Genomic DNA, 23,558 nt, shown 5'->3' on the forward strand with positions numbered 1-23,558 from the left:
ATCATTCTTCTCCACTAGCACGACCAATATCCCCAATTCCATATTTGTCAATGACTTCATCTCTTTGTTCGTTGAGCTTGTTAATTTCACTTTGTTCTTGTTTTTCATCTCCATGGTATACGGTTCTGATTGGCCATGGAATTCTAATGTCATACTTTTTAAATTCTTCATACATGATCATCCTCATCTCAGTTTTCGTTTTGAACTGTGAACCATAATCTCTTACATAAAGCCACAATGCAAAATCTAATGAAGAATCATTAAATTTGTTAAATCGAACAATAGGCTGATTAATATCCACATGAATATCTTTATCACATCCACAACTTGGTTTGTTATTTTCTAAATATGGACATCGTAATTGTACAACTAGATGTCTTTTTTTATCATCTACAATCTCTTTCATTGCACGTTTTCCAACCTTTACAAGAATTGCTGCTACTTGTTTAGGATCATTAAGATATGAGACACCTACCTCTACAAGTGCAGGTACCATTTTGATTTCTTTAGAGTAGTTGATAATTTGAGCATTCACTAATTGTCTTGTAGGAATTACTGCAAATGATTCATGCAATGCATCTTGAATGTATGTTACTCTAGGCGTAATTTTATGTACAATACCATTGTATCCAGTGTCAAGTTTGATTCGCTCCCCTTCAGCAAATATCTTGTCTTTTCGAATCAAAAGATATGCAAAATAATTTTGCATTGTTTCTTGTAATGCCAAGCCAACTCCTATAGCTAAACCTCCTGTGGCAGTAGCAAGTACTATCAAATCTACACCCCACCAACTTATCACACCAACAATTACGGCAGCAAAAATTCCCAAAGGCAAAATCTGAGAAATAGATCTTGGAATATTTTTTCTCTTTCTAGCTGCGTAACCTGGTGGTCTACCACCTGGTATTATCGGTTCAAATCCATCTAGTCTTTTTTCTTCTCTCCATATATCAATTGGATACACTTCTTCTTCATTTTGTCCCAGTCTCAATTTCTTTCCAGATTGATTATCTCCAGAAAGACATTTTCCTAAATAATCTTCATATTTTCTTCTCTCTGATTTTTTCCATTCTTCAAATGGATTCTTTACTAATTGTTCATAACTTCCAATTGGCAATCCTTTTGTTGTTCTAAATTCTTCGAGAAATTTCCTACCATCTTCAGTTTTGAGATTTTTTTCAAATTCTTCGTCAGAAATATCTTCTGGTGTTTTTTTTGGTGGCACCCATTTGAAAAATTTATGAAATAAATCACCATCATCAAGAAAACCTCTCATGTTTTTCCAGTTTTCAAAATCTTCATATTCTTGATTAGATTTTTCTCGTTTTGTAATCATTATAGGAATAATATGAGCAATCGAATATCCAATTACAAGTATATTGATTGTATTGAGTATTTTTGAAAAAGTTTTAGCAGGAGTTAAAATTCCATCATTTTTTACTATCATGTCTCCATCTACATTTGTGATAACTAATTCTTCTGCATCTGATATTACATTATCACTAAATAAGTCAAAAGATTGAATGTATACATTCATGCTAGTTATCAAAATTATTGCAAAAAATGGTAAAACTCCAGTTTTAACAAATCTTGAAAGATGAGGTCTTACATAGTTGAATTTTTGCTTCTTAACCCAATTTGAAAAGAAACGATAAACTAACGTTATTCCTAAAACTCCAATAATTAATACTGTAAAAGCAATTTGTAACGCTTCAGATGAAGCAATTAATTGAAAAACATTTTGAAATTCATCTGTTTGTCCAGTAACTGCTCCAATAATTTCATCTTCAGCCATTTACACTATCCTCTTGTTCCTAGAATACAAATGTTAACACTCATTATGATTTCTAATTAAAATTTTTATAAATTTATTATGCCTAAATAATTTTATAATATTTAACAAATTAAAACCAGAATATTATGAAAAACTCAGAATCAAGTATTCAATTTGGAGTCATTATAGATCTTTTTTGATTTTGGGAAATATTCAAAGAAGATATTCTAATATCCTTAAAAAATTTCCGAATCATTTCAATTCCTGCAACCATTTTTGGAGCATTGTTTTTTACAAATTCTATCCGTTCAGAATCTGACTTTGGTTTATTATCGATATAATTTTGATAAACTTTAGCCCCATCATAATCCACATATGCAATTCTTGCACTAAAATCAGTTCTCTCCAAAACAAGACTATCCCCACCTACAATTGCAATGTGATACGGATGAACGATTAAGGCTTCAGATAACTTCTGAGATGTATCAATTTTAGCCTGTTGTAAATCAGTTGCATATGCATTAAAATCAGCTAGAAGATAAAATGTCGCATCAGGTTTTGTAATCTTTATTCCATCAATAGCAGATAATGCATGATAAGTATACTCTCCCATCATTTGATGAATATTTCGAGTTACATCAAAATATTCATCAATTTCTTTACTGATTTCAAATCCTGCAATTGCAGCATGTTGAATTGGAGTAGATACTGCAGTATATTCTGTTGCAAGAATTTTTTTAAACTGTCGTTTAAGATCAATTGCATGTGATGGAAAAATTACGTAACCTAATCTATATCCACCAGCGGCATGAGATTTGGATAATCCATTTGTAACAAATGTGCCTTCAGGATAAATTTTTCCCATACTAACAAATTTTGAAAAATCATAAGTGGTTTGAGCATAAATTTCATCAGAAATAACAGTAATATTTTGCTCTCTACATACATCTACAATTTCTTCTAACTCTAACTCATTGTATAGCAATCCTGTTGGATTATTAGGATTGTTTAAAATCAAAATCTTTTGTCTATCTTGCAATCGAAGTGCTAATTTTCTTAGACTGTTAGGGGAGATTTTTTTATTTGCACGAGTAGGCAATATGTGATAATTCTTTCTTAAGAATCTAATTTGTGGAAGATAACCCAACCAAGCAGGAGTTGGTAAAATAACAGTTCCATGTAAAACCTCTAATAGATTAAAAATTAACTCCTTTGTTCCAGGACCCACATAGATTCGTTCAGGGGATATGTCCATTCCAAAATAGTGTCGATTGTATTTTGAGATGGCATTACGTAATTCAGAGATTCCTGGAACTGGAGCATATGCTCCCTTGTCAGCATTTTTGATTAATGCTTCTTGGATTTGTTTTGGTACGGGAAATGGAGATTGTCCAAATGCAAATCCATAAAAGCCAAAATTACATTCAGGATGAGAGCAAGTAGAGTGAAATTCTTGTAAAAATGTATTTAGTTTGAGATTTTCAGGCATCTCAATGTCTTCAACTTGTTGATCAACTATGAATTTCAATAATAATCGTCATTATTCATACTAAATAAAGCCTTGAGATATAAAATATCAATAATTATATTTTATCAACATAATTCTGTAACCTTTAACAATGATAAATGAATTAATTAATGAATGAGCTATCAAGTAACCGCATGGGATGACTCACCATCATTAAAATCATACACTTTATCGAATTTTCGTACTTTACCACAAATTCAGAATCTTAGTGAAGAAACTCAATTTGAGATGGAAGTTGTAGGAAATGTATTACCATTTAAAGCAAATAACTATGTTGTAGAGCAATTAATTGATTGGAATAACATCCCTAACGATCCAATATTTGTTCTAACTTTTCCTCAAAGAGGAATGCTAAAACCAGAGCATTATAAAAAAATGGAAACTGCTCTAAAAAATAATTTAGACAAAAAAGAAATTACATCTATTGCAAATGAAATTCGTTTACAACTAAATCCACATCCTGCAGGTCAAATGGAGCTTAATGTTCCAACTCTAAAAGATGGAACAAAATTATATGGAATGCAACACAAATACAAAGAAACTTGTCTCTTCTTTCCTAGTCAAAGTCAGACATGTCATGCATATTGTAGTTTTTGTTTTAGATGGCCTCAATTTGTTGGAATGGATGAAATGAAATTCGCAATGCAAGAGGGAGAACAACTTGTTCAATATGTTAGAGAACATCCAGAAATTACTGATGTTCTTTTTACCGGTGGTGATCCAATGATTATGAAAGCAAAAATCTTTTCAAAATATATTGATACTTTAATTGACGCAAAACTTCCAAATCTAAAAACAATTAGAATTGGAACAAAGGCATTGGCATACTGGCCTTACAAATTTCTGACAGATTCTGATTCTCAAGAAATGTTGGATATTTTTAGAAAGATTACTGATAATGGATTACATCTTGCATTTATGGCTCATTTTAATCATTTGAATGAATTATCAACAGATGCTGTAAAACAAGCAATAAAGGCTGTAAGGTCAACTGGTGCTCAAATTAGAACACAATCTCCTATTTTAGCACACATTAACGATGATGCAGAGATGTGGGCAAAAATGTGGAGTAGACAAGTCCAATTGGGATGTATTCCATACTACATGTTTGTAGTTAGAGATACAGGTGCTCAACACTACTTTGGTATTCCACTAGTCAAGGCATATCAGATTTTCAAAAAAGCATATTCATCAGTGAGTGGATTAGCTAGAACCGTTCGTGGCCCAAGTATGTCTGCAACACCAGGTAAAGTCCACATTATTGGAACTGCAGATATTAAAGATCAAAAAGTAATTGTTTTGAGATTTTTACAAGGTAGAAATCCTGATTGGGTACAAATTCCATTTTTTGCAAAATATGATGAAAAAGCAATTTGGTTAGATGATTTAAAACCAGCACTTACTGAGAAATTCTTTTTTGACGAGGAGATGAAAAACTTCAAAAAATCTAATCCACTTGATGACTATCCAGAATCTTAGATTAATAGAATTTCTATATTAAGAATTTATAGAACATTTTTAAAATAAGATTTGTTTTCTGTAGTATTGAACTTAAAACTATTGCTTCTATCATTAATGATAATCCCATTTTTTTCTGGAATTGCTTATGCACATACGGTTGATTCTATTGGAGAATATAGAGTTGAAATTGGTTGGATGAATGAACCAGTTGTTTCAGGAGATACAAATGCAATTGAATTCTATGTTAGTCCACTTGTACCTGATTTAGATCTAAAAGATCAAGTTTTTAAAAATGGGATCTCAGGTTTGAATAAAACAGTAAAAATCCAATTAGTCTACAAAGATGAAAGCATTATGCTTCTTTTATCTCCTGATCATAATATTCCAGGAAAATATTATGCATTTGTAAATCCTACCATTTCTGGATTTTATCAAGCAAATATTTTAGGAACAATTGAAGATACTCCTATTAGTTTATCAATGCATCCACCAAAAGTTGAAGAACGTTCCTACATTGAATTTCCTGAGCCAACTGATCTTACTTTAAATCAAATTATTGATGGACACACTGCGTTAATTGCAGATATCAATAACTTGAAAGAATCAGTAAAGAATCTAGAAGAAACACAAACAAACAATATGGGATATGTAGGGATCGGGGTAGGAATTATTGGTATTGTAATTGCAATAATTGCACTTGTAAAATCTAAAAACACCTAATACATGTGTAATAACCTACAAGTATAGGAAATATGAAAAATTAACTCTGTTGGTGTAAAGAATGGTGGAAAGTAACTATGATATTTTAGGCATAATAGAAGATTCAACTGAGAAAGAAATCCGTGATGCATTTAGACGGTTGGCACTTCAATTTCATTCAGATCGTGGAGGAGAAAATGAACAATTTATCAAAATTAAACAGGCATATGATGATCTAAAAATTGGTAAAAAATATCCTGATACAGATAACCAAAAAATAACAAATTCAAAAGTATATTCTGGTGATACTGAAGCTGATGTAAGAAGAAAAAATCAGATTTTGGGTCAGGAACTATTCAATGAAATGAAAACTGCTGAAGAATGGGCTGGAGCATTGAATAGAACTAATACTACTGGTACAAGATTATTTGGTTCAAAAACTCTTGGTGAAATTGAACTAGAAAGAAAAGCAAATGGATCGTTATCGATAAAAGGAAATTTTATGGCAGGAAGTTTAACTTATGATGGTTCAATAGTGATGCAAGGAAGCATAACTAGCCCATCATGGACACAAGAATTTCAAACGAATATACATTTGACTAAAGGTGATTTTAAATTCATTGATCCATTAGAAAATAAATACAAAATTGAAAATGGTGCTAGAATAATTGTAGATAATGGTAATATTGTTGTAGGAAATATTTATGGAAGAAAATATCGTATTGAAGATCCAAATGGCAGAGTTGGTGTATTTCAAATTCAAGAACACCGAACTTATATTTCAGCTCTTAATGGAAAAATTATTGCAGAAAATCTTGCAAATACTGTACTTTTGGAAGCAGATACAATCATTGTTCTTAATGTAGAAGATGATGTAGTATTATCTGCCCGTGAAATTTTATTTTATGGTGGCAAGTTAACTTATGATTCTGTTATTGAATTAAAACAAGGTGGTTCAATAAGATTTTTTGAAACTTTTTCAATTCAAGGTATTAGTGGTGATGCAATTATTAAACTTGAAAATGGAAAAAAAATTAGATTATTTGATCTTAAAACTAAAAAAATCAAAAATTTAGCAGATGAATTTGTACCTAATCAAGATCAATATCAAAAAGATGCTACTATGGTAGGGCATGGATTTACTATAACATATGAAATGTTAGATAATCTTTCATTGAAACCTACTAAAAAACGAAAACAAAGTTGGGCATCAAAACTTGGGTTTTCTAAACAATAATTTCGTTCAAAAATCAATTTTTAGGCTTGGTAATTACCATTTCTGATAAATATGCCTCTTTTTTGAAAATAATTAATGAAAAAAATAGAGGCTGTGATTAAGAGGAAAAATTTCCCTACAATTAAAACCGATTTGAATGCTGTAGGAACTTACATTGTTGATAAACGAAATTTAGATGATAGTCAAATTTATGATGAATCACAAGGTTCTCGTGTTGGTTCAACTGGATTAAAATCAATACCACTTGCAAAAATCGAAATGGTAGTTTCTGACAAAGATGCAAGAAAAGTAGTTGAAATGATTTCTAAAAATTCTGGATTATCATCAAATCATGGAGGAAAAATCTTTGTCTCTGAAATGGAAGAGGTTGTAGATATGGAGACACTTGATGGACAGCAAGATCTTGAAATTAGTTTTGAAGAAAAAATTAAATCAAAACAATTACCTAAACGAAGTAGATTTGTTCCATTACAAAAATTTACTCTAAACAAACTTCAAATAATTTATGAAGAAAATAAAGAAACACTTAGAGATGATTATAGAATAAAATCATTTAGTGATTTTGTAAACCATTGTATTATGAAATCATTACCAACAATAGAAAAACAGCTAAAGAATCCCACAATTATTTATGGAAATAATTTTGGTGATTTTTAATAATATCCATTAAACAAAGCTAATCCTACTAATGTCATTCCCACTACTGCAAGCACTAGTTTAGCAAGAAAAATTTTGGATAATTTCATACAACTAAACCAACAACTAGTGGTACAACAATAATTCCTGCAATCACAATAACTTTGAGAATATCTCTAGATTCTAACTTCTGCATCTTTTCTCTATGAAATAATTTACTCTTACGAATTGAAACCATAATTTTAGATCGTACTATCTCCTTCATCACCTGTAGTAATATCTATTGCACGTAAAATTTGTGAAACAAAGATCTTACCTATTCTTCCATTATCTCTGATAATTCCTATGACTTCATCTTCTTTTGTATCTGAAATTATTGCTTCTAATCTATATTTATCATGGAATTGAGGCACAAAAATTTCACTTCCTTTTGATGCGTGAATCTCGGGACCTGGTTTCTTTCCTCTTCCTCTTACTTTGGATACTGTGAGCCCACCAATTCCAACCTGTTTTAATCCTTCACTAATTGCCATGACATCATTTTCTCCTAATATGACTTCTATTTTGAGCATTTAGTAATTGTATTGCAATTTACACAAATATAATTTCTGATTTTGATAATCAAATGATAATCAAATGATAATCAAATTTAGTCATTGTTATTAATTTAAAATTAAATTTTTTATCATGGTTCTGGATTCTGGAGATACAGCATGGATGCTTGTAGCAGGCAGTCTTGTGCTTCTAATGATCCCCGCATTAGGTCTCTTTGAATCCGGACTTTTAAGAAAAAAGAATGCAGCTTCAATTTTCATGCAGATCTTTTTTGGTTTAGCACTTTTGAGTGTCATGTGGTTTGTGTTTGGATTTAGTGTATCATTTGGCCCTTCTTCTATGGGACTAGTTGGGAATATGGATTGGGTATTTCTTAAAGGAATTCCGTCTGATGCACCTTTAGAGCAATATGCTCCAACAATTCCAGGTGTATTATTTGTTAAATTTCAATTAATGTTTGCAGCAATTACTCCACTCTTACTTACGGGAACTATTGCTGAAAGAATGAAGTTTAGTTCATTTATCATATTTATTTCAGCATGGTCCATGTTGATCTATTATCCTCTGGTTCATTGGGTATGGGGTGGAGGTTGGTTAGCACAATTAGGAGTCGTTGACTTTGCAGGTGGTATTGTAATTCACACCAGTGTTGGTATGGCAGCTCTAGCTGCTGCACTAGTACTTGGTAGAAGAAGAAATTATGGTCCTGCTATAATGATTCCTCACAGCATTCCACTTGCTGTACTTGGTTCTTCATTATTGTGGCTTGGATGGTTTGGTTTCAATGCAGGAAGTGCTCTATCTGCATCTGGTGGTGTTGCTGGAAATACTGTAATTGTTACTCACATGGCATCTTCAGTATCTGCCTTGATCTGGGGTGGACTTTCTTGGATTCGAACAGGAAAACCATCAGTTGTAGCTACAATTAATGGTGCTATTGCAGGTCTAGCTGGTATTACTCCTGCATCTGGATTTGTAAGTGTTGAACATGCTTTCATAATTGGTATTGCAATAGGTGTAATATCCTACTCTGGTGTAGTATTATTCAAAGAAAAATTAAAGATCGATGATGCACTTGATGTAAGCTCTGTTCACGGTGTTGCAGGAATTGTCGGTGCGCTTTCCATAGGAATTTTTGCAAGTACTGTAATTAATCCTGGAGGAGTTGATGGATTATTATTTGGAAATCCTGATCAACTTTGGATTCAAGCAATAGGTGTAGGTGTAGCAGCTGCAATGGGTTTTGGTGGAACATGGATAATTTTACAAATAATTAAACATCTAATTGGAATTAGAGTTTCACCAGAAGTAGAAGACGCTGGATTAGATATTAGTGAACACGCCGAATCTGCATATTCTGATGAAGAAGAATTCTTGTTAGGTATGGATGATTATACAGACAAATTACAAGAAAAGGATGAAATACTCTTCAAAAAGAAATCTAAAAGTGATAACAAATGACAGTCAATTATGATGAACTATCAAAGCAAGTTCTCAATTTAGATACCAAAATTCGATTTGCAGGTGTGGCAAATAGCAAAGGTGAGATGATTGCTGGTGGACAGAAAGAAAATGTTGAAAAATTTTTAGATGGTGATAATGTGAACATGTCAATTCATTATGCATTGCAAAAAAGAGATCTTTATACAAATTTAGCCTATAAAATAGGTTCAGAATTATCATCAATAACAGAATATGAAAAAGTTACAATGATTAGTATTCCAATTACTTCCAATGATCTGTTTATGATTAGCACTGAACCTAGAGCAGACTATCTAAAAATTATAGATTTTGTCAGATCTTATATCGCTTCTCAAAAATAGTACCTAAATTAGGCATAAAATATTTGTTTTATTGTAAACAATGATCTATTGTTTTTTTCTTTTAACTTCAAAAACACTGTAACCATATTTTTTCTTCATTTCAATAGAACAAAATTGTGTAAATTCGTATTCATCAAAATCTTTCAAAATTTCATATAGATTAATGCCAATCACTATACTATTTTTTGGGCAAAGTGAATTTATCTTAAAACATTTATTTACCGTAGGTCCAAAAATATCTGAAATTTTTGAAGTGGTGCTCTCAGCTACTTTTACAGAACCATACGTTGCACTAATTTTATAATCCAACGCCTCAATATTTTCTGCATTGAGTTCTTTTTTTAATTCATCATGAGATTCGATCATACTAAAACAACATTCTAAGATATTTTTCATCACTTCACTGTTATTCGGATCAACATTTGGAAATCTAAACATTAAGGCATCTCCAATGTTTTTTACTACTATCCCGTTATGTTTACGGACAATTTTTGCCATGAAATTAAGAAAAATTTCATACATCTTACTAACATCTGCATCAGATAATCTAGATGATATTCTTGTAGAGTCTGTCATATCAATCACACCAACACAATCATTTTGTTCATGTTGAGAAAATTTCAACAAAATATCTTCTTGTTGTTTAATAACGTCTTCTTTCTCTTTAATTTCAATTAATGATTCTTCTAGCTTTTGAGCCATTGAATCAAATGCAGAAGACAATTCTCCAATCTCATCCCCAGTAGTAATGTTAGTTCTTACTTTAAAATCTCCATTTGCAATTTTATTTGCTGCATCTTTTAATTTAAGAAGTGGTCTTGATAGAGATTTTGATATTACAAACGCTACAATTCCCATTCCTATGGTTATTGCTATTCCTGTATGAAATATTCTATATTGAAGAATATCTATTGGTTTTTCTACCTCTGTCTTGTCAATCTCTGCAAGTAATACTATGCCTAAATCATTTGCACAATAAGATGATCCATAAATTAAAACATCTCTATAATCCTCATAAAACCCTACAACTTCCTCTCCGTTATTGAAACATTTTTGGACAGCTAAAGTATCCACTTTCTGTTTGAATATAACATTCTCAATAAATCTGGATTCAGACAACATTACATATTGATTATTTACAATGTAAACCTCTCCTGTTTCTCCTAACCCGCTTTGATTTTTCAAAACATTATCAATTGACGTTGTTCGCATTTTTGAAATTATTACTCCAATTGATTTATCTCCTCTTTTACTATCGTCTGCAAAAACTGGAGAGACAACAATCATTCTTTTCCCTTGTTCCGTTGGTTCAAACTCAATAAATGATTCCTTTAATCCACGTTGAAATAACGGATCATCAAGAAAATCATTATTTGCATTACTAAGAGAAAAGAAAACTTTTCCATTACTTCCAATTATTTTTGTATCTTCAAACCCTATAGAAAACCCAATTAATTCTTGAAATGCTTGAATCTCAATCAAAAAATCTCTCCGATTACTCTCTTTAGATTTTTTTAATTCATCCTCGTCAATCTGATTCATTTCTGCAATTAGTAATTGAATCATAGGATCATTTGCAAGAATATTGTTTTGTTCAATTCTTGATTCAAAAAGTAATCTTAGTGTATCTCCTCTCACTGTTGATTCTCCTAACAGTTGGTCTCCAGCTCTTTCTATTAGAATTTGATCAGCATAATTAAAACTAAGAATCCCTATTATTGAAAGAGCCACAACAGAAACAATCATCACTAAAAAAATGAGTTTTTTACCAAGATTAATTGAAATCGACATCGCCATTCTATGTTTATTGTATACAAATATCAATTCTTCTTGAGTCTATTATGCCTATAGTAATTCTATAAATTGATAATTACTTGCAATGTTGAAAATAACCTCAAATATTTAATTATCTAGGATTATTTTTTAAAATATGAAATTTCTATTTTTATCTGCTCTTTTTGTAATTTTAATCTCAACCTCATTTGTATATGCTGAAGAATACGTCATTGATATTCCATTAGGAGCATATAATCCTGAACTAAATACACAAGCAGAAGTATGGTATGATCCTCCTCAACTGTTTGTAACTGTAGGAGATACTGTAACTTGGTATAATGGTGACAAGGAAGGTCATACTGTTACAAGTGGAGAAGGTTCGGGAAGATTTGGTTGGATGAGTGATAATTTTGGAAAATCAAATGGTATCTTTGACAGTGATAGATTTATGCCAGGAGAATCATGGTCCTACAAATTTGAAGAATCTGGAACATTTTCTTATTATTGTACAATTCATCCATGGATGGAAGGAATTTTAATTGTTGAAAAACTAATTCCTGATTATCCACATGACGCAACCGGCAAAAAACTAGAATTTCCTTTATTACAGTATACCGCAGATCAAAATATAGAAATTAATCTATCATGGGATCCACCAGTCATCAAAACACATGAAAAAATTCAATTTGTATATCAGTTTTATGATCCACAAACAAATTCTAATCTTGCACAAATGAAATACAATTTTATAATATTTCAAAATGGGAAAGAAATCTTTCGGGATGAAGGATTAAGTCAGATAGGTGGAGACTATAGAAATTATATTTTCAGTGATTCAGGTTCCATTATAGTAAGAATAGAAGGAATTCATTCATCCTCAGTTTTTGCTGAGGAGAGTGTCACTGTGTCTGGAAATATTCAAAATAAAGAACTACGTTCTGTTGATTTTACTACAGTAGTTTATGATAATCCAGAAAAAACATCTCATGAAACTTATCATACAAAACCAGCTCAAAGACTATCAACTTATTACGAATTAATGCTTTTGATAATTCTTGTTCCAGGTATCATGTTCCTCATCGCATTATTTTGGTTAAAGAAGAAACCAAAAATTAAAGATGAAAAACAGGGCGCTTTTAAAATTTAAAATAATAAAAAGAAATTAAAATTGATTGAACTAATCTAATCGATTAATTCAGTCCAACCTTTGATGAAGACTGAGTTCTTGTAGAGTGGAACTGGTTGTCCAACAGTAAAGTCCATTGGTCTCATCCAAAAGATTGCTTTTGTTGGGCATACACCGATGCATGCACCATCAGAAATACATCTTTCTGGGTAGAAAACAAATGCTTTACCTCTCTTCCAGCCTTCAACTGGTTTTACTCTAAGTACATCTGGTCCAAGTGTGGTACAGATTTCTACACATAGTGCGCATCCGATACACATTTGTTCGCTGATGTCGGGAATAATTCCTACTGGCATAACAAAATTATTTCTTGATTTGGCATTAATATAATTTGCCTAAAAATATGATGTTATAACGGCGTTTCAAATGTTATAACGGCGTTTTAAATTTGATCGCTATTGATAGCAAAAAATCATCTCTGTTCTATCTTGAATACCTTTGAATTTGCGTCTGTTTTATCTAAAATGCTGATTAGCAAGTCATTTACATTTTTTTTGACAAAATAGATTTCTGTTTTCTCTGATTTTATAACGTGTTTCCCTCCTGGTGATATCACCCATTCATTATTTTCTTTTTTTCTTGCCATGGCAGTTACCACAATGGAGGATTTAGCTTGTTTTCCAAGTGATGAAATTAACATTATACTTGCATTTATGAATCTGGCAGATTCAAGTTCATCAAACAAATTGTAAACCCCATTAAATGAATCAATAATTACTAAAAACTTCTCTTGCGATATTTTTGAAATAATTTCTCCTAGTTTTTCTCCCCAATCTGTTTTATTTGGATTGAATATTGTCATGTCTTTTTTCCTTTGAATCATTCCAGATTCTACATATCCAGTATAAAGTAAATCTAGATCTACAAAAATAATTGGAATGTTTACCGAATTAATTAATCTATGAAGAAACTCTGTTTTATGAAAAGGCTCTGAACATAATATGACATTTAGATTATTTTGTTCAAATTCATTTTGAATAGCTGTTAAATTATTATCTATAATTTGCTCAGGATTTTTATCCAACACCATTTTAGTATTTTACAGATATAATAATGAATTTAGCACATAAAGATATTTCAGATGATTTTCCAAAATCAGATCAAATCTATCTAAATAATGCGTCTGTTTCTTTAATGCCTTCTCAAAGTATTGACACTATGAAAGAATTCTTAATTACATACAACTCAATTGGGCCTGATTCAAAACTATCTGAATCATTTGTAACTGAAAAACTACGTAATGTAAGAAAAACCATTGCAAAAATTATTTCTTGTCAACCTGATGAAGTTATTCTTACTCAAAGCACAACTGATGGAATCAATTTTGTATCAAATGGACTATCTTTTGATGATAATTCTAACATTATAATTCGTGGAATGAGTCATGAACATCATGCAAATTTTTATCCTTGGATTAGACTAAAAGAAAGAATTTCAATAAAAAATCTACCGATTGATAATAATGGTTTTTTCAAATTAGATGATCTAGAATCTTTTGTTGATGATAATACAAAATTAGTAGCACTAAGTCATGCATTGTACAACACTGGATCTATTTTGCCTGTAGAGGAAATAGGAAAAATTCTTCAAAATAAAACCCCATTTTTTATCGATGGTGCACAAACTGTAGGCTGTATTGGAGATATTGATGTATCAAAAATTAAATGTGATTTTATGTCATTTAACGGATCTAAATGGCTTTGTGGTCCAATGGGAACAGGCTTGTTTTATTGTAATAGAAAATCAAGTGAACTCTTAGAACCAATTACAATTGGTGGAGAATCTGCAATACCTTATGATGATTCAAAACTTGCGTTCAAAGAATTACCAGATAAGTTTCAAACCGGATTTAGAAACTATGTTGGTATTGTTGGTTTGGAATCATCTGCAAACTATTTGCTAAATTTTGGTATAAAAAATATTCGTGAAAAAAATAAATATCTATCAAGTCTTTTCAGAGAAGAACTATCAAAAATCCCTAATATTATATTGTATGGTCCAGATGATCAGGATGTTAGAACTAGTATTGTCTCATTTAACATCAAAGGGTTTGATTCACAAGAAATTGTAGATAAACTTGAAAAACAAAACATTGTTTTAGCTGTAAGAGAAATCATGGAAATCAAGATTATACGAGCATCACCACATTTTTTTAATACTGAATCACAAATACTTCAGGTCATTGATGCAATAAAGAAATTATAGATTTTCTTGCTCTTCAATTACCATCATGGTCAGTGTTGATTGCACTTTACTAATTTTTCTAACTTTGTTTGTAATAATTCCACGCAGTTTTTCAGCATCATCAGAGGTCAGTTTTAAAACGATGTCATATACCCCATAAACACCCTGAATCTCAAATTCCACGTCTTCTCCAGTAAGAATTTGTTTTACTTCTTTGATAATTGACTCGTCTGAACCTAAATCTGAATTTAGGAGAACATACGCTGTAGGCACAAAGATTTTTTTCATGAGACAGTATTTAACCTTTCATTATTCAAAAACTGATTAATTACCAACATAGTATATCATTATGAAACCAATCGATTTATCATTGACAATATCTGAATCGATTCCAAATTTTCCAGGATCACCAAAACCACATTTGATTAATTGGTCTAACATCAAAGATGATGGATATAATCTTGAATTATTATTTTTAAGCTCACACACTGGTACACATATTGATGCGCCATACCATTTTGTCAAAAATGGTCTCAAAATCAATCAAATTCCACTTGATAGACTAGTTGGAAAAGGTATTTTGATTAAACTCAGAAAAGATAGGAATCAGTCTATAACAAAATCCGACATCACTCTATTTGAAAAAAAGAATGGACTAATTCCAGATTATTCTTCAGTCTTTTTCTATACCACATGGCACAAAAATCTAAAAAAGAATAATTATTTCAATGAAAATCCTGGATTAGATATATCCTCTGCAAAATATCTTGCATCAAAAAAAATCAATTTAGTTGGAATTGATTCTCCTAACATAGATCTTGGTAAAGATGAATCTTTTCCTGTCCACCATGTTTTATCAAAAAACAATATTTTGATTGTAGAAAATTTGACAAATTTGAATAAAATCCCATCTAATGAATTTATTTTTACAATTCTTCCACTAAAGATTAAAGATGCAACCGGATCCCCTGTACGAGCAATAGCATCATAATCCTACAATTTTATTTGTAATACTAAAATTATAGATTGATCCCTATATTTGATATGAGCAAACCTGGAAATATTTGGAGAAAGGTTCATGGAAAAATTACAAAAAAGCCTACTAACTTCTCTTGGTTAATTGAAAAAAAATTGGCAGGCTCAGGAATTCCAACTAGCTTTGATGAATTTGATTGGTTGCTAAACCAAGGAGTAAAATCTATTGTAACTATGACTGAGAACGCTTTACCTGATGTTTGGGTGCAAAACATTGGCTATCTACATGTACCAACTCCTGACTTGACAGCTCCTGATATGGATAGAATAGATTCTGCAGTAGATTTCATACATGAACAAATTACAAACGATCAAGCAGTAATGGTTCATTGTGCTGCTGGAATGGGAAGAGCAGGTACAATACTTGCATGTTATTTTGTAAAATACAAAAATTTTTCAGCTATTAATGCAATCAAAAAAATTCGAGATGAAAGACCAGGTTCTATTCAATCTGAAGTACAAGAGCTAGCTATTGGATTTTATGAAAAACATGTTAAAAATTAGTTTAAACAAACTCTGAAACTAATTTTCCATCTACAATTTTAATTTTCAAGATTTTATTTTCTTGGAAAATTAATGTCAATCCACCATCTACATCAGGATCTTCAACTTTTACAAGTTCTAACATTTTGATAGAGTCAAATTTTGCCATTCATATCTCCTATTCTGGAATTGATATGGTCTCAATCTTTCCATCTACAGCTTTGATGAACAAAAACCTGTTATCTTTGAAGATGAATGTAATTCCGTCTTCTTTGTCAGGTTCTTCTACTTCAAGTATTGGTTGTCCTAAAAGACCGTCATATTTTGCCATATTGATTGCTCCAAAAAGTTCCTTATATCCCTAATTGATGGTGATCTCAATTTCATTAGAATTATTTTTGACGCTTCCTGTTTCAATATAATCATGTTTCTGCCATGATGCAAATGCCTCAGCTCCAATCTTGTGTTTACCTTTTCCCAAGTCTGATGCTCTGAACACAAATTTTTCACTAAAGTCAAATAATTCCTGTCTTACTTCCTCTTCTGAAAGTCTGATAAATGGCTCAAAATTTTTGGCTACCTGTACCCAAATTCTTCTATCTTTCATAGGATTGACAAGTTTTGGATTTCTTGTCCAAAAGATAGATGCCTTTCTATAGGTATCAACAGTTCTACCTAATTCCTTCTTTCTGAACCCACCTGAGGTCAATTTAACACCATATTTCATTTTAAATGAAACATCGTTGTTGTTGTATGCTTTTGTCCAATTAGCCTCATTAAACGCATTTCTCAAGTCTCCATCTACTGAAAACTGGACATTTATCTCAACATTCTCATCTGAAGAGTATTCATCCTTGGATTTTACTAGGTGGATCTCTGAAATTTTGCTTTCTCCCATTCTAACCGCTCATAATGATTTATATCCGCAATAAGTGCTTTTTCTGAATACATGAACGCGCAAGTGATCAGTTCTGAGCCTAAAGAAATCAGCCTTTCAATCACTGAAACTGATATAGGAATTTTGTACATAATTCAGCATGAGCTTTTAAAGGCATCAAATATAGATTTTGCAGGCGTTATTGTAAAACATCCTCTTACCAATGAATGCTGGATGAGAGTAAATTGTAGTTCAAAACCATTAGGTGAAATTAAAAAAGCATCAGCATCAGCAATAAAAATGGCCGAAGAGTTCAAACAATTATTTAATTCAAAAATTAAGGTAAATTAGATTGAAATTTTGCCCTAAATGTGAGGTCAAATTAAAAAATAGTGATTCTGGCCTTCAATGTCCTAAATGTGGTTATACGAAAGAAGGACAAGTCAAAGCAACAAAAAAAACTATTGAAGAACAGGAACCTGATTTCTCACTTCTTGCTTTTGAAGGAACTGAAGGAGAAGAATCTCTTCCAACAATCAAAATAGATTGTGAAAAATGTGGACATGATGAAGCAGTTGGTTGGATGTTTCAAACTAGAAGTGCAGATGAACCTACAACACGATTTTATCGTTGTTTACAATGTAAATACACTTGGCGTGATTACACATAACGTTTAACTGGAACTTATAGTCAGGAAAATTGATTTGACTTTTGGAGCAAAAACAAGCGGTTCAGATGATCTAAAAGCTATCATATCTGCAATATCAACACTTGTTGAAGAAGCTACTTTTGTTGCAACGGCTGAAGGAATTACTTTTAGAGGAATGGATCCATCTCATGTTGCTCTTATCGATATTTCATGGCCTAATTCTGCATTTGAAAAGTATGAATGTGATAGTGATATTAAATTCGGTGTAAGAATAGATGAATTTTCAAAGCTTATCAAAAGAGCTGATAAAAATGATAGCATAGAAATTAGCATATCAGAACAGAACATGTTACTTGTAACAGTTGGAAAAAATAAAAAATACAAAATGCGTTTAATTGAAAGCTCTGCAACAGATACACCATTACCAAAAATCCCATATGACTCAAAAATTGTTTTGAGTTCTTCCAAATTTGATAAAATACTTGGTGATGTACAAGTTGTATCTGATTATCTTACAATACATACATCTGATTCCAATGGAGACTTTTCAGGAAAAGGGGATTCTGGGGAAGTTGTAATTGAATTAGATAAAGATGATAAAGAAATTGAAGAGATTTCTTCAAAAGAAGACAGTGTAGGCACTTACAGTCTTGAGTATCTTAATCCTGTAGTCAAAGCCGTAGGATCTAATGCAGGCTCTATAACATGTGAGTTTTCAAGCGCAAAACCTCTTAGAATTGAATTCAAAGTGGCAAATATTGGTAGAATTCACTTTTACTTGGCTCCACGCGTGGAAAGTTAAAGCATTTAAAGATTAAGTAGTTCAGATATTTTGAATTGCGACTTGTAATAAAATATGGTGGAACATCCATTTCTACTTCAAAGGACATTTGTACAGTAGCTAAACATCTTAATGATTTATCAAAAAAACATCAGATTGTAGTGGTTTGTTCTGCAATAAGTGGAACGACAGATGATCTTTTAGAAATATCAGAATCTATAAAAAAAGAAAATAAATCAAAAGCTGAACAATTAGCATCAAAAATTATCAACAGACATAAACAATTAGCAAAACAAACAATCAAAAAATCTAATGTAAGAAAAAAATTACTGACAAATCTTGATGCAGATTTTACTGAACTTCTTGCTCTAATTGATGGAATGGTATTACTCGGTGAAGTTACACCAAGATCAATGGATTATCTAACTTCATTTGGTGAAAGATTATCAATACAACTAGTTTCATCATCCATCACAGATCTAGGTAAAAAATCAATTTCTCTTACTGGTAAAGAAGTAGGAATTGTTACTGACTCTAACTTTGGTGAATCTAAACCACTCATGGATACAACTAGATTACGAATATCAAAAACAATAGATGCTATGTTCTTAAAGAAAACAATTCCTGTTGTTGGAGGTTTTACAGGAGCTGATCAACATGGACATGTAACTACACTTGGTAGAGGTGGTTCTGATTATTCTGCTACAATCATTGGATCATGCATCAAAGCAGATGAGATATGGTTGATGAGTGATGTAGATGGTTTAATGACTGCAGATCCAAAGATTGTCAAAAATGCAAAATTACTCAAAGAAGTATCATACATAGAAGCAATTGAAATGGCTTTATTTGGTGCCAAGCAAATACACCCACGAACGTTTGAACCTCTATTAACAAAGAAGATCCCTATGAAAATTAGAAGCTCTTTCAATCTCAAAAATGAAGGAACTTTAGTTTCAGCATCTACTTCTTCTGCTGTTAGTAATACTGTAAAGTGTGTAAGTAATGTAAAAAATAATGGACTAATTGATGTTCAAGGTGGTAGTATGGTTGGAACACCTGGTACTGCTGCTAAGATATTTGCAACATTAGCAAAAGCTGGAATCAATGTAATGATGATATCTCAGAATCCATCTGAATCAAGCATAACTATTGTTGTTAAAAACACAGATCTTGATAAAGCTGTTAGTGCATTAGAAATGGAATTACTAGGAAAAATCATAAAGAAATTAGAAATTACAACAGATGTAGCAATAATTGCATTAATCGGTTCAGGAATGCGTGGTACAGTTGGAGTTGCTTCAAAAGTTTTTGGTGCAATTGAGAAAAATAAAGTCAATGTATCTATGATCACACAAGGTTCATCTGAGCTTAATCTTGCGTTTGTTGTTAAAAATTCTGATACAAATGCAGCAGTACAAGCATTACACGATGCATTTGCACTTGATAAAATCAATTAAGACAAATCATTTAAGGGAACACTCTCAATACGATTCATTGAAAAAACTTGTTGCTGTTCTAATCATTGGAATTTTATCAGTTGGTATAATTTTTGCCTCTTCAACATCTGATCAGTTTGCTGATGCTGGCTCTAGAAAAAAAGTTCACTTTACTCAAACTATTACATCCTCTCAAGATCCAGGTTTAGGACATGAAAATCATCAATTAGCGCTTATTTTATCACCAAATGAAGGAACTATCTACGACGGGTCCATGACATTTACTGCAAGTGAGCCTGTCCAAATAGTAGTTTTACATGAAATTAATACTCAAGATTCAAAAGGTCAACCTACTTGGACTGTAGATGGAAAAACTCTCTATGGTTTATCGTTGATTGATTTACAAAAAAATTCAGGCTCTTTTGAGTTTACAGGTGCTGCACTTGCATTACACTCTCCCAATTCAAAAGAATTTGTCGCAACTGTAAGTCTTGATGGTTGGATCAGAGGACAACCTACTGAAGTAATAATGCAAAAAATTGAATCACAAAAAGAAGATCCATCTTTGTTACTTTCAAGAACCAATGTTCCAGCTGTGATTCCAATGCACAAAGGAATCTATGAAGGAAATCAAGTTCTATACATCATTACTGATGGAAGTGATGAAAATTATGCTAAAACTCTTACAAAAAAACAAGGATGGAAAGTGGAACTTGCTCCTGCACTTGTAAATACCCCTGAAAGTATTTTACAAAAACTATTTGTTTTTAAAAATGGAATTAAAGGTGATGGAATATATGGATTTCAAAACGATGTATTCTCTAGTACTCCATCACAAGAATCAGAATACAGTGCATTAAATTCTGTAATTGAAGTCACATGGAAAATAGGACAAAAACAAGTTATTTTTAATTCTGCAAATGATATAATTGCAGCGGCAGAAAGTGGACGAGTTGAATTTAATGAAACAAAAATTGTTCTTAACACACCACAAATTGTTTGGCCTGATGGACAAATGCTTGTTCGTTCAGATCCAAATATCGCTGATGACATGTCATATGATGGAGGTCAAATAGTTGAAATTAATGAAGAAGACATGACGGTAACTTTTGTTGCTCATAGAGGTTGGGGACCTGATGGAAAAACCATTTACTATATTGTAACTGATGCTACACCATCAGGACCTGCACAAACAATGGGTGTTGCATCATCTCCAAGTTCTGCAAATCTAATTGCTCATTCAGCAGCAGTTGATCTCTTTCAATTTAAGAATGGAATTAAGGGATCTGGTACATTGGGATTTCAAGCAGGGATTGCTGGAGCATCACTTAACGATGCACATTATAGTCCAATGTGGAGAATTTATCTTGTAGAATGGAATGATGCAGAATCTGCAAAAATACTGGAAACAAAATCTGACATTAATTCATTTCATGCTGATAATCTGCTATCAGTAAGTATTGCACGACCTGCTAACAGTGATCATATAGTTAACTGCCCATTCATCGATCCATTCCAATAAGACTTTCACTAAACGGATAAATTACTTGACAAAAAATTTATTTTAAAATTGACTGGTAAACTCTACATTGTCGGTGTTGGGCCTGGACATCATGATCATATGACATTTCGAGCAAAAGAAGTCATTGGCGAGAGCGATACAATTGTTGGATATGAAACTTATGTAAATTTAGTACAAGATCTAATTGGTGGTAAAACTGTTCATCGTTATGCTATGACACAAGAAGTGGAAAGAGCTCATCAATGCATTGATCTTGCAAAATCTGGAAAAATAGTTTCGCTTGTGTCAAGCGGTGATCCTGGAATTTATGGAATGGCTGGATTGATCTATGAAACACTTGCTGAATCTAATTGGGATCCAAAAAATGGACTTGAAGTTGAAATTGTTCCTGGAGTATCTGCACTTAACTCATGTGCATCAATAGTTGGTTCGCCTCTTATGACTGATTTTGCAGTTGTAAGTATGAGTGATCTACTTGTACCATGGGAAATTATTTCAAAAAGAGTTGAAGCAGCCGCTCAAGGTGATTTTGTAATTGTGATTTACAATCCTGCAAGTAAAAAACGAATTCATCAATTACAAGATACAAGAAAAGTTCTCTTAAAATATAGAAAACCTACCACACCGGTTGCAATTATCAAAGGTGCGTTTAGAGAATCTGAAACTATTGTTATGACTGATCTAGAAAATCTACCTAACCATTCAGATCAATTAGGCATGATTAGTACTGTGATCATTGGAAATTCATCAACATACACTTACAAAGATTTGATGATCAATCCTAGAGGTTACAAGTCTAAATATAATCTAGAAGAACAAACAAATCCAAATCTCAAAGTCTAGAAACTTTTCTTGATCATAGCATTCAATTCTTCACTGAGATTAAGTTTTTCTCTTATTGGAGAGATCACTTTTACCAAATAGTTTCCAACTGTTTGTTTCAAATCACCTGGATGTAATTTCTTTTCTGCAAAGTCTTTTTCAAGTTGGTTATAATCAGTATATGATACATTTCCACCAAATTTTTCAGGTCTTTCTACAAGCATTTCGTTAAATTCATGAAATATTATGGTTTTTGAAATCTCTAGTAATGGGTTATTTTGAATATTTGTTTCTTCACACCATGCTTTGCTGATCTTTTTCTTTATCTCATCATCTGTATTTTGAATAAATATACCTGAATTGGGATCTGACTTACTCATCTTACCTAATATTTGAGAATCTCCTGTATCTGCAGGTTTTGAAAGTCCTGGTAATAATTTGTGATGTACAGCAACAGGAACCTTCCACTTCATCTTTGGAAATATCTCTCTTACCAACATGTGGATCTTTCTTTGATCCATTCCAGCATGCGCAATATCTACATCTAAAGAATGAATATCCACTGCTTGCATTGCTGGATAAAGCAATTTTGCTACATCGATTTTTGTATCATCTTCTGATCGTCCCATTATTGTTAAAGTTCTCATTGTTCTGGCAATTGACATGTGCTTTGTAAATTTGACAAGCTCAGACCAATACTCTGTTTTTTCTTCATATAATTTTGAACCGAATACAATTTCTGCATCAGGACACACTAATTTGAAAGCATCTTGATAGTATTTTGAAACTTTAGAAATGGTTTCCCAGTCTCCACCCAATTTATCATTAATCAGAGTATGCCAGTCTGCAAGAAAAATTTTACATTTAACGCCTGCTTTGACAAAATCATTAATCTTAAAACCTGTACTGATTAGACTGCCTAAATGTAAAAAACCAGAAATCTCTAATCCAATGTAATGCTGAGGTGAAGAATTTGTTTTGAATAATTCAATTAACTCATCTTGAGTTACAACTTCTTCAGTTGGTGGTCTTTGAATTAAATCTACTTTTTCTGTTATATCCAAATCAAAACAACTTTTGAGAAGTAAACG

General features: G+C 31.8%; 27 protein-coding genes. 16 read left to right on the plus strand and 11 right to left on the minus strand.

What is annotated here, in order from left to right; all coding sequences use genetic code 11:
- Position 1: 1 nt before the first annotated feature.
- Positions 2-1,795, minus strand: coding sequence for a mechanosensitive ion channel family protein (locus WDZ98_RS04035; protein WP_368057286.1), 1,794 nt, complete (start codon positions 1,793-1,795; stop codon positions 2-4).
- A gap of 148 nt (positions 1,796-1,943) precedes the next feature.
- A complete protein-coding gene (locus tag WDZ98_RS04040; RefSeq protein WP_368057284.1) occupies positions 1,944-3,302 on the minus strand; it encodes a pyridoxal phosphate-dependent aminotransferase in 1,359 nt (452 codons plus the stop codon).
- Between the two features lie 114 nt (positions 3,303-3,416).
- On the opposite strand from WDZ98_RS04040, the gene WDZ98_RS04045 reads away from it, so the two are divergent.
- The 4 genes from WDZ98_RS04045 (at position 3,417) to WDZ98_RS04060 (ending at position 7,356) form a co-directional block, all read left to right on the plus strand.
- Positions 3,417-4,781, plus strand: a complete 1,365-nt coding sequence (locus tag WDZ98_RS04045) for a KamA family radical SAM protein (RefSeq protein WP_368057282.1) — start codon at positions 3,417-3,419, stop codon at positions 4,779-4,781.
- A gap of 66 nt (positions 4,782-4,847) precedes the next feature.
- Positions 4,848-5,483 (plus strand): hypothetical protein, encoded by a 636-nt coding sequence (locus WDZ98_RS04050; protein ID WP_368057280.1) that lies wholly within the window; start codon positions 4,848-4,850, stop codon positions 5,481-5,483.
- A 61-nt stretch (positions 5,484-5,544) separates the two neighbouring features.
- Complete coding sequence (locus tag WDZ98_RS04055; RefSeq protein ID WP_368057278.1) at positions 5,545-6,699, plus strand: DnaJ domain-containing protein; 1,155 nt, start codon at positions 5,545-5,547, stop codon at positions 6,697-6,699.
- A gap of 75 nt (positions 6,700-6,774) precedes the next feature.
- Positions 6,775-7,356 carry a P-II family nitrogen regulator gene (locus WDZ98_RS04060; protein WP_368057276.1) on the plus strand — a complete coding sequence of 194 codons (582 nt, stop codon included), beginning with the start codon at positions 6,775-6,777 and terminating at the stop codon, positions 7,354-7,356.
- A 221-nt stretch (positions 7,357-7,577) separates the two neighbouring features.
- On the opposite strand, the gene WDZ98_RS04065 is transcribed toward WDZ98_RS04060, so the two are convergent.
- Complete coding sequence (locus WDZ98_RS04065) at positions 7,578-7,907, minus strand: P-II family nitrogen regulator (protein WP_368057274.1); 330 nt, start codon at positions 7,905-7,907, stop codon at positions 7,578-7,580.
- 115 nt (positions 7,908-8,022) lie between these two features.
- On the opposite strand from WDZ98_RS04065, the gene WDZ98_RS04070 reads away from it, so the two are divergent.
- Together WDZ98_RS04070 and WDZ98_RS04075 are read left to right on the plus strand one after the other, a co-directional pair.
- Positions 8,023-9,351 (plus strand): ammonium transporter, encoded by a 1,329-nt coding sequence (locus WDZ98_RS04070; protein WP_368057272.1) that lies wholly within the window; start codon positions 8,023-8,025, stop codon positions 9,349-9,351.
- A complete protein-coding gene (locus WDZ98_RS04075; RefSeq protein ID WP_368057270.1) occupies positions 9,348-9,713 on the plus strand; it encodes a DUF6659 family protein in 366 nt (121 codons plus the stop codon). The genes WDZ98_RS04070 and WDZ98_RS04075 overlap by 4 nt, the downstream gene beginning before the upstream one ends.
- A 45-nt stretch (positions 9,714-9,758) precedes the next feature.
- Here WDZ98_RS04075 and WDZ98_RS04080 read toward each other — a convergent pair whose 3' ends face one another.
- Complete coding sequence (locus WDZ98_RS04080; RefSeq protein WP_368057268.1) at positions 9,759-11,444, minus strand: HAMP domain-containing protein; 1,686 nt, start codon at positions 11,442-11,444, stop codon at positions 9,759-9,761.
- Between the two features lie 199 nt (positions 11,445-11,643).
- Between WDZ98_RS04080 and WDZ98_RS04085 the strand changes: the two genes are divergently transcribed.
- Entirely contained in the window at positions 11,644-12,636 is a 993-nt protein-coding gene (locus WDZ98_RS04085) for a plastocyanin/azurin family copper-binding protein (RefSeq protein WP_368057266.1), read from the plus strand.
- Between the two features lie 35 nt (positions 12,637-12,671).
- Here the strand turns inward: WDZ98_RS04085 and WDZ98_RS04090 are convergent, their stop codons facing one another.
- Both WDZ98_RS04090 and WDZ98_RS04095 read right to left on the minus strand, forming a co-directional pair.
- Positions 12,672-12,971, minus strand: a complete 300-nt coding sequence (locus tag WDZ98_RS04090; RefSeq protein ID WP_368057264.1) for an ATP-binding protein — start codon at positions 12,969-12,971, stop codon at positions 12,672-12,674.
- 116 nt (positions 12,972-13,087) lie between these two features.
- Entirely contained in the window at positions 13,088-13,705 is a 618-nt protein-coding gene (locus WDZ98_RS04095; RefSeq protein WP_368057262.1) for a hypothetical protein, read from the minus strand.
- 23 nt (positions 13,706-13,728) lie between these two features.
- Between WDZ98_RS04095 and WDZ98_RS04100 the strand changes: the two genes are divergently transcribed.
- Positions 13,729-14,880: an aminotransferase class V-fold PLP-dependent enzyme gene (locus tag WDZ98_RS04100; protein ID WP_368057260.1), complete on the plus strand. Its 1,152-nt coding sequence runs from the start codon at positions 13,729-13,731 to the stop codon at positions 14,878-14,880.
- Here the strand turns inward: WDZ98_RS04100 and WDZ98_RS04105 are convergent.
- Positions 14,875-15,132, minus strand: coding sequence for an Lrp/AsnC ligand binding domain-containing protein (locus WDZ98_RS04105; RefSeq protein WP_368057259.1), 258 nt, complete (start codon positions 15,130-15,132; stop codon positions 14,875-14,877). The two genes, WDZ98_RS04100 and WDZ98_RS04105, sit on opposite strands and share 6 nt — an antisense overlap.
- 76 nt (positions 15,133-15,208) lie before the next feature.
- On the opposite strand from WDZ98_RS04105, the gene WDZ98_RS04110 reads away from it, so the two are divergent.
- Entirely contained in the window at positions 15,209-15,850 is a 642-nt protein-coding gene (locus tag WDZ98_RS04110) for a cyclase family protein (protein WP_368057257.1), read from the plus strand.
- A 53-nt stretch (positions 15,851-15,903) separates the two neighbouring features.
- Positions 15,904-16,398 carry a dual specificity protein phosphatase 23 gene (locus WDZ98_RS04115; protein WP_368057255.1) on the plus strand — a complete coding sequence of 165 codons (495 nt, stop codon included), beginning with the start codon at positions 15,904-15,906 and terminating at the stop codon, positions 16,396-16,398.
- Position 16,399: 1 nt separating this feature from the next.
- On the opposite strand, the gene WDZ98_RS04120 is transcribed toward WDZ98_RS04115, so the two are convergent.
- The 3 genes from WDZ98_RS04120 to WDZ98_RS04130 are packed head-to-tail and all read right to left on the minus strand — an operon-like array spanning position 16,400 to position 17,275.
- Positions 16,400-16,546, minus strand: coding sequence for a hypothetical protein (locus WDZ98_RS04120; RefSeq protein WP_368057253.1), 147 nt, complete (start codon positions 16,544-16,546; stop codon positions 16,400-16,402).
- A gap of 9 nt (positions 16,547-16,555) precedes the next feature.
- A complete protein-coding gene (locus tag WDZ98_RS04125; protein WP_368057251.1) occupies positions 16,556-16,708 on the minus strand; it encodes a hypothetical protein in 153 nt (50 codons plus the stop codon).
- A gap of 30 nt (positions 16,709-16,738) precedes the next feature.
- Positions 16,739-17,275 carry a hypothetical protein gene (locus tag WDZ98_RS04130; protein ID WP_368057249.1) on the minus strand — a complete coding sequence of 179 codons (537 nt, stop codon included), beginning with the start codon at positions 17,273-17,275 and terminating at the stop codon, positions 16,739-16,741.
- 51 nt (positions 17,276-17,326) lie between these two features.
- On the opposite strand from WDZ98_RS04130, the gene WDZ98_RS04135 reads away from it, so the two are divergent.
- From WDZ98_RS04135 to cobJ, 6 genes are read left to right on the plus strand one after another with little or no spacing between them, the layout of a single operon-like run.
- Complete coding sequence (locus WDZ98_RS04135) at positions 17,327-17,605, plus strand: RpoL/Rpb11 RNA polymerase subunit family protein (RefSeq protein ID WP_368057247.1); 279 nt, start codon at positions 17,327-17,329, stop codon at positions 17,603-17,605.
- A 1-nt stretch (position 17,606) separates the two neighbouring features.
- Positions 17,607-17,924, plus strand: a complete 318-nt coding sequence (locus WDZ98_RS04140) for a transcription factor S (protein ID WP_368057245.1) — start codon at positions 17,607-17,609, stop codon at positions 17,922-17,924.
- Between the two features lie 34 nt (positions 17,925-17,958).
- Entirely contained in the window at positions 17,959-18,705 is a 747-nt protein-coding gene (gene pcn, locus WDZ98_RS04145) for a proliferating cell nuclear antigen (pcna) (protein WP_368057243.1), read from the plus strand.
- A gap of 35 nt (positions 18,706-18,740) precedes the next feature.
- Positions 18,741-20,144, plus strand: coding sequence for an aspartate kinase (locus tag WDZ98_RS04150; protein ID WP_368057241.1), 1,404 nt, complete (start codon positions 18,741-18,743; stop codon positions 20,142-20,144).
- Between the two features lie 37 nt (positions 20,145-20,181).
- Positions 20,182-21,645 (plus strand): hypothetical protein, encoded by a 1,464-nt coding sequence (locus WDZ98_RS04155; protein WP_368057239.1) that lies wholly within the window; start codon positions 20,182-20,184, stop codon positions 21,643-21,645.
- Between the two features lie 48 nt (positions 21,646-21,693).
- Positions 21,694-22,488 carry a precorrin-3B C(17)-methyltransferase gene (gene cobJ / locus WDZ98_RS04160; RefSeq protein ID WP_368057237.1) on the plus strand — a complete coding sequence of 265 codons (795 nt, stop codon included), beginning with the start codon at positions 21,694-21,696 and terminating at the stop codon, positions 22,486-22,488.
- Here cobJ and WDZ98_RS04165 read toward each other — a convergent pair.
- Complete coding sequence (locus WDZ98_RS04165) at positions 22,485-23,531, minus strand: tyrosine--tRNA ligase (protein WP_368057235.1); 1,047 nt, start codon at positions 23,529-23,531, stop codon at positions 22,485-22,487. The two genes, cobJ and WDZ98_RS04165, sit on opposite strands and share 4 nt — an antisense overlap.
- Between the last annotated feature and the right edge of the window lie 27 nt (positions 23,532-23,558).

The organism is Candidatus Nitrosopumilus sp. (assembly GCF_040878665.1).
Classification (GTDB): Archaea; Thermoproteota; Nitrososphaeria; order Nitrososphaerales; family Nitrosopumilaceae; genus Nitrosopumilus.

Bases quoted from the DNA above. Each gene is read 5' to 3' on its own strand.
- WDZ98_RS04035 (WP_368057286.1), bottom strand. From the start codon at position 1,795: ATGGCTGAAGATGAAATTATTGGAGCAGTTACTGGACAAACAGATGAA.
- WDZ98_RS04045 (WP_368057282.1), top strand. From the start codon at position 3,417: ATGAGCTATCAAGTAACCGCATGGGATGACTCACCATCATTAAAATCA.
- WDZ98_RS04055 (WP_368057278.1), top strand. From the start codon at position 5,545: ATGGTGGAAAGTAACTATGATATTTTAGGCATAATAGAAGATTCAACT.
- WDZ98_RS04060 (WP_368057276.1), top strand. From the start codon at position 6,775: ATGAAAAAAATAGAGGCTGTGATTAAGAGGAAAAATTTCCCTACAATT.
- WDZ98_RS04065 (WP_368057274.1), bottom strand. From the start codon at position 7,907: ATGCTCAAAATAGAAGTCATATTAGGAGAAAATGATGTCATGGCAATT.
- WDZ98_RS04070 (WP_368057272.1), top strand. From the start codon at position 8,023: ATGGTTCTGGATTCTGGAGATACAGCATGGATGCTTGTAGCAGGCAGT.
- WDZ98_RS04075 (WP_368057270.1), top strand. From the start codon at position 9,348: ATGACAGTCAATTATGATGAACTATCAAAGCAAGTTCTCAATTTAGAT.
- WDZ98_RS04085 (WP_368057266.1), top strand. From the start codon at position 11,644: ATGAAATTTCTATTTTTATCTGCTCTTTTTGTAATTTTAATCTCAACC.
- WDZ98_RS04090 (WP_368057264.1), bottom strand. From the start codon at position 12,971: ATGCCAGTAGGAATTATTCCCGACATCAGCGAACAAATGTGTATCGGA.
- WDZ98_RS04095 (WP_368057262.1), bottom strand. From the start codon at position 13,705: ATGGTGTTGGATAAAAATCCTGAGCAAATTATAGATAATAATTTAACA.
- WDZ98_RS04100 (WP_368057260.1), top strand. From the start codon at position 13,729: ATGAATTTAGCACATAAAGATATTTCAGATGATTTTCCAAAATCAGAT.
- WDZ98_RS04110 (WP_368057257.1), top strand. From the start codon at position 15,209: ATGAAACCAATCGATTTATCATTGACAATATCTGAATCGATTCCAAAT.
- WDZ98_RS04115 (WP_368057255.1), top strand. From the start codon at position 15,904: ATGAGCAAACCTGGAAATATTTGGAGAAAGGTTCATGGAAAAATTACA.
- WDZ98_RS04120 (WP_368057253.1), bottom strand. From the start codon at position 16,546: ATGGCAAAATTTGACTCTATCAAAATGTTAGAACTTGTAAAAGTTGAA.
- WDZ98_RS04125 (WP_368057251.1), bottom strand. From the start codon at position 16,708: ATGGCAAAATATGACGGTCTTTTAGGACAACCAATACTTGAAGTAGAA.
- WDZ98_RS04130 (WP_368057249.1), bottom strand. From the start codon at position 17,275: ATGGGAGAAAGCAAAATTTCAGAGATCCACCTAGTAAAATCCAAGGAT.
- WDZ98_RS04135 (WP_368057247.1), top strand. From the start codon at position 17,327: ATGAACGCGCAAGTGATCAGTTCTGAGCCTAAAGAAATCAGCCTTTCA.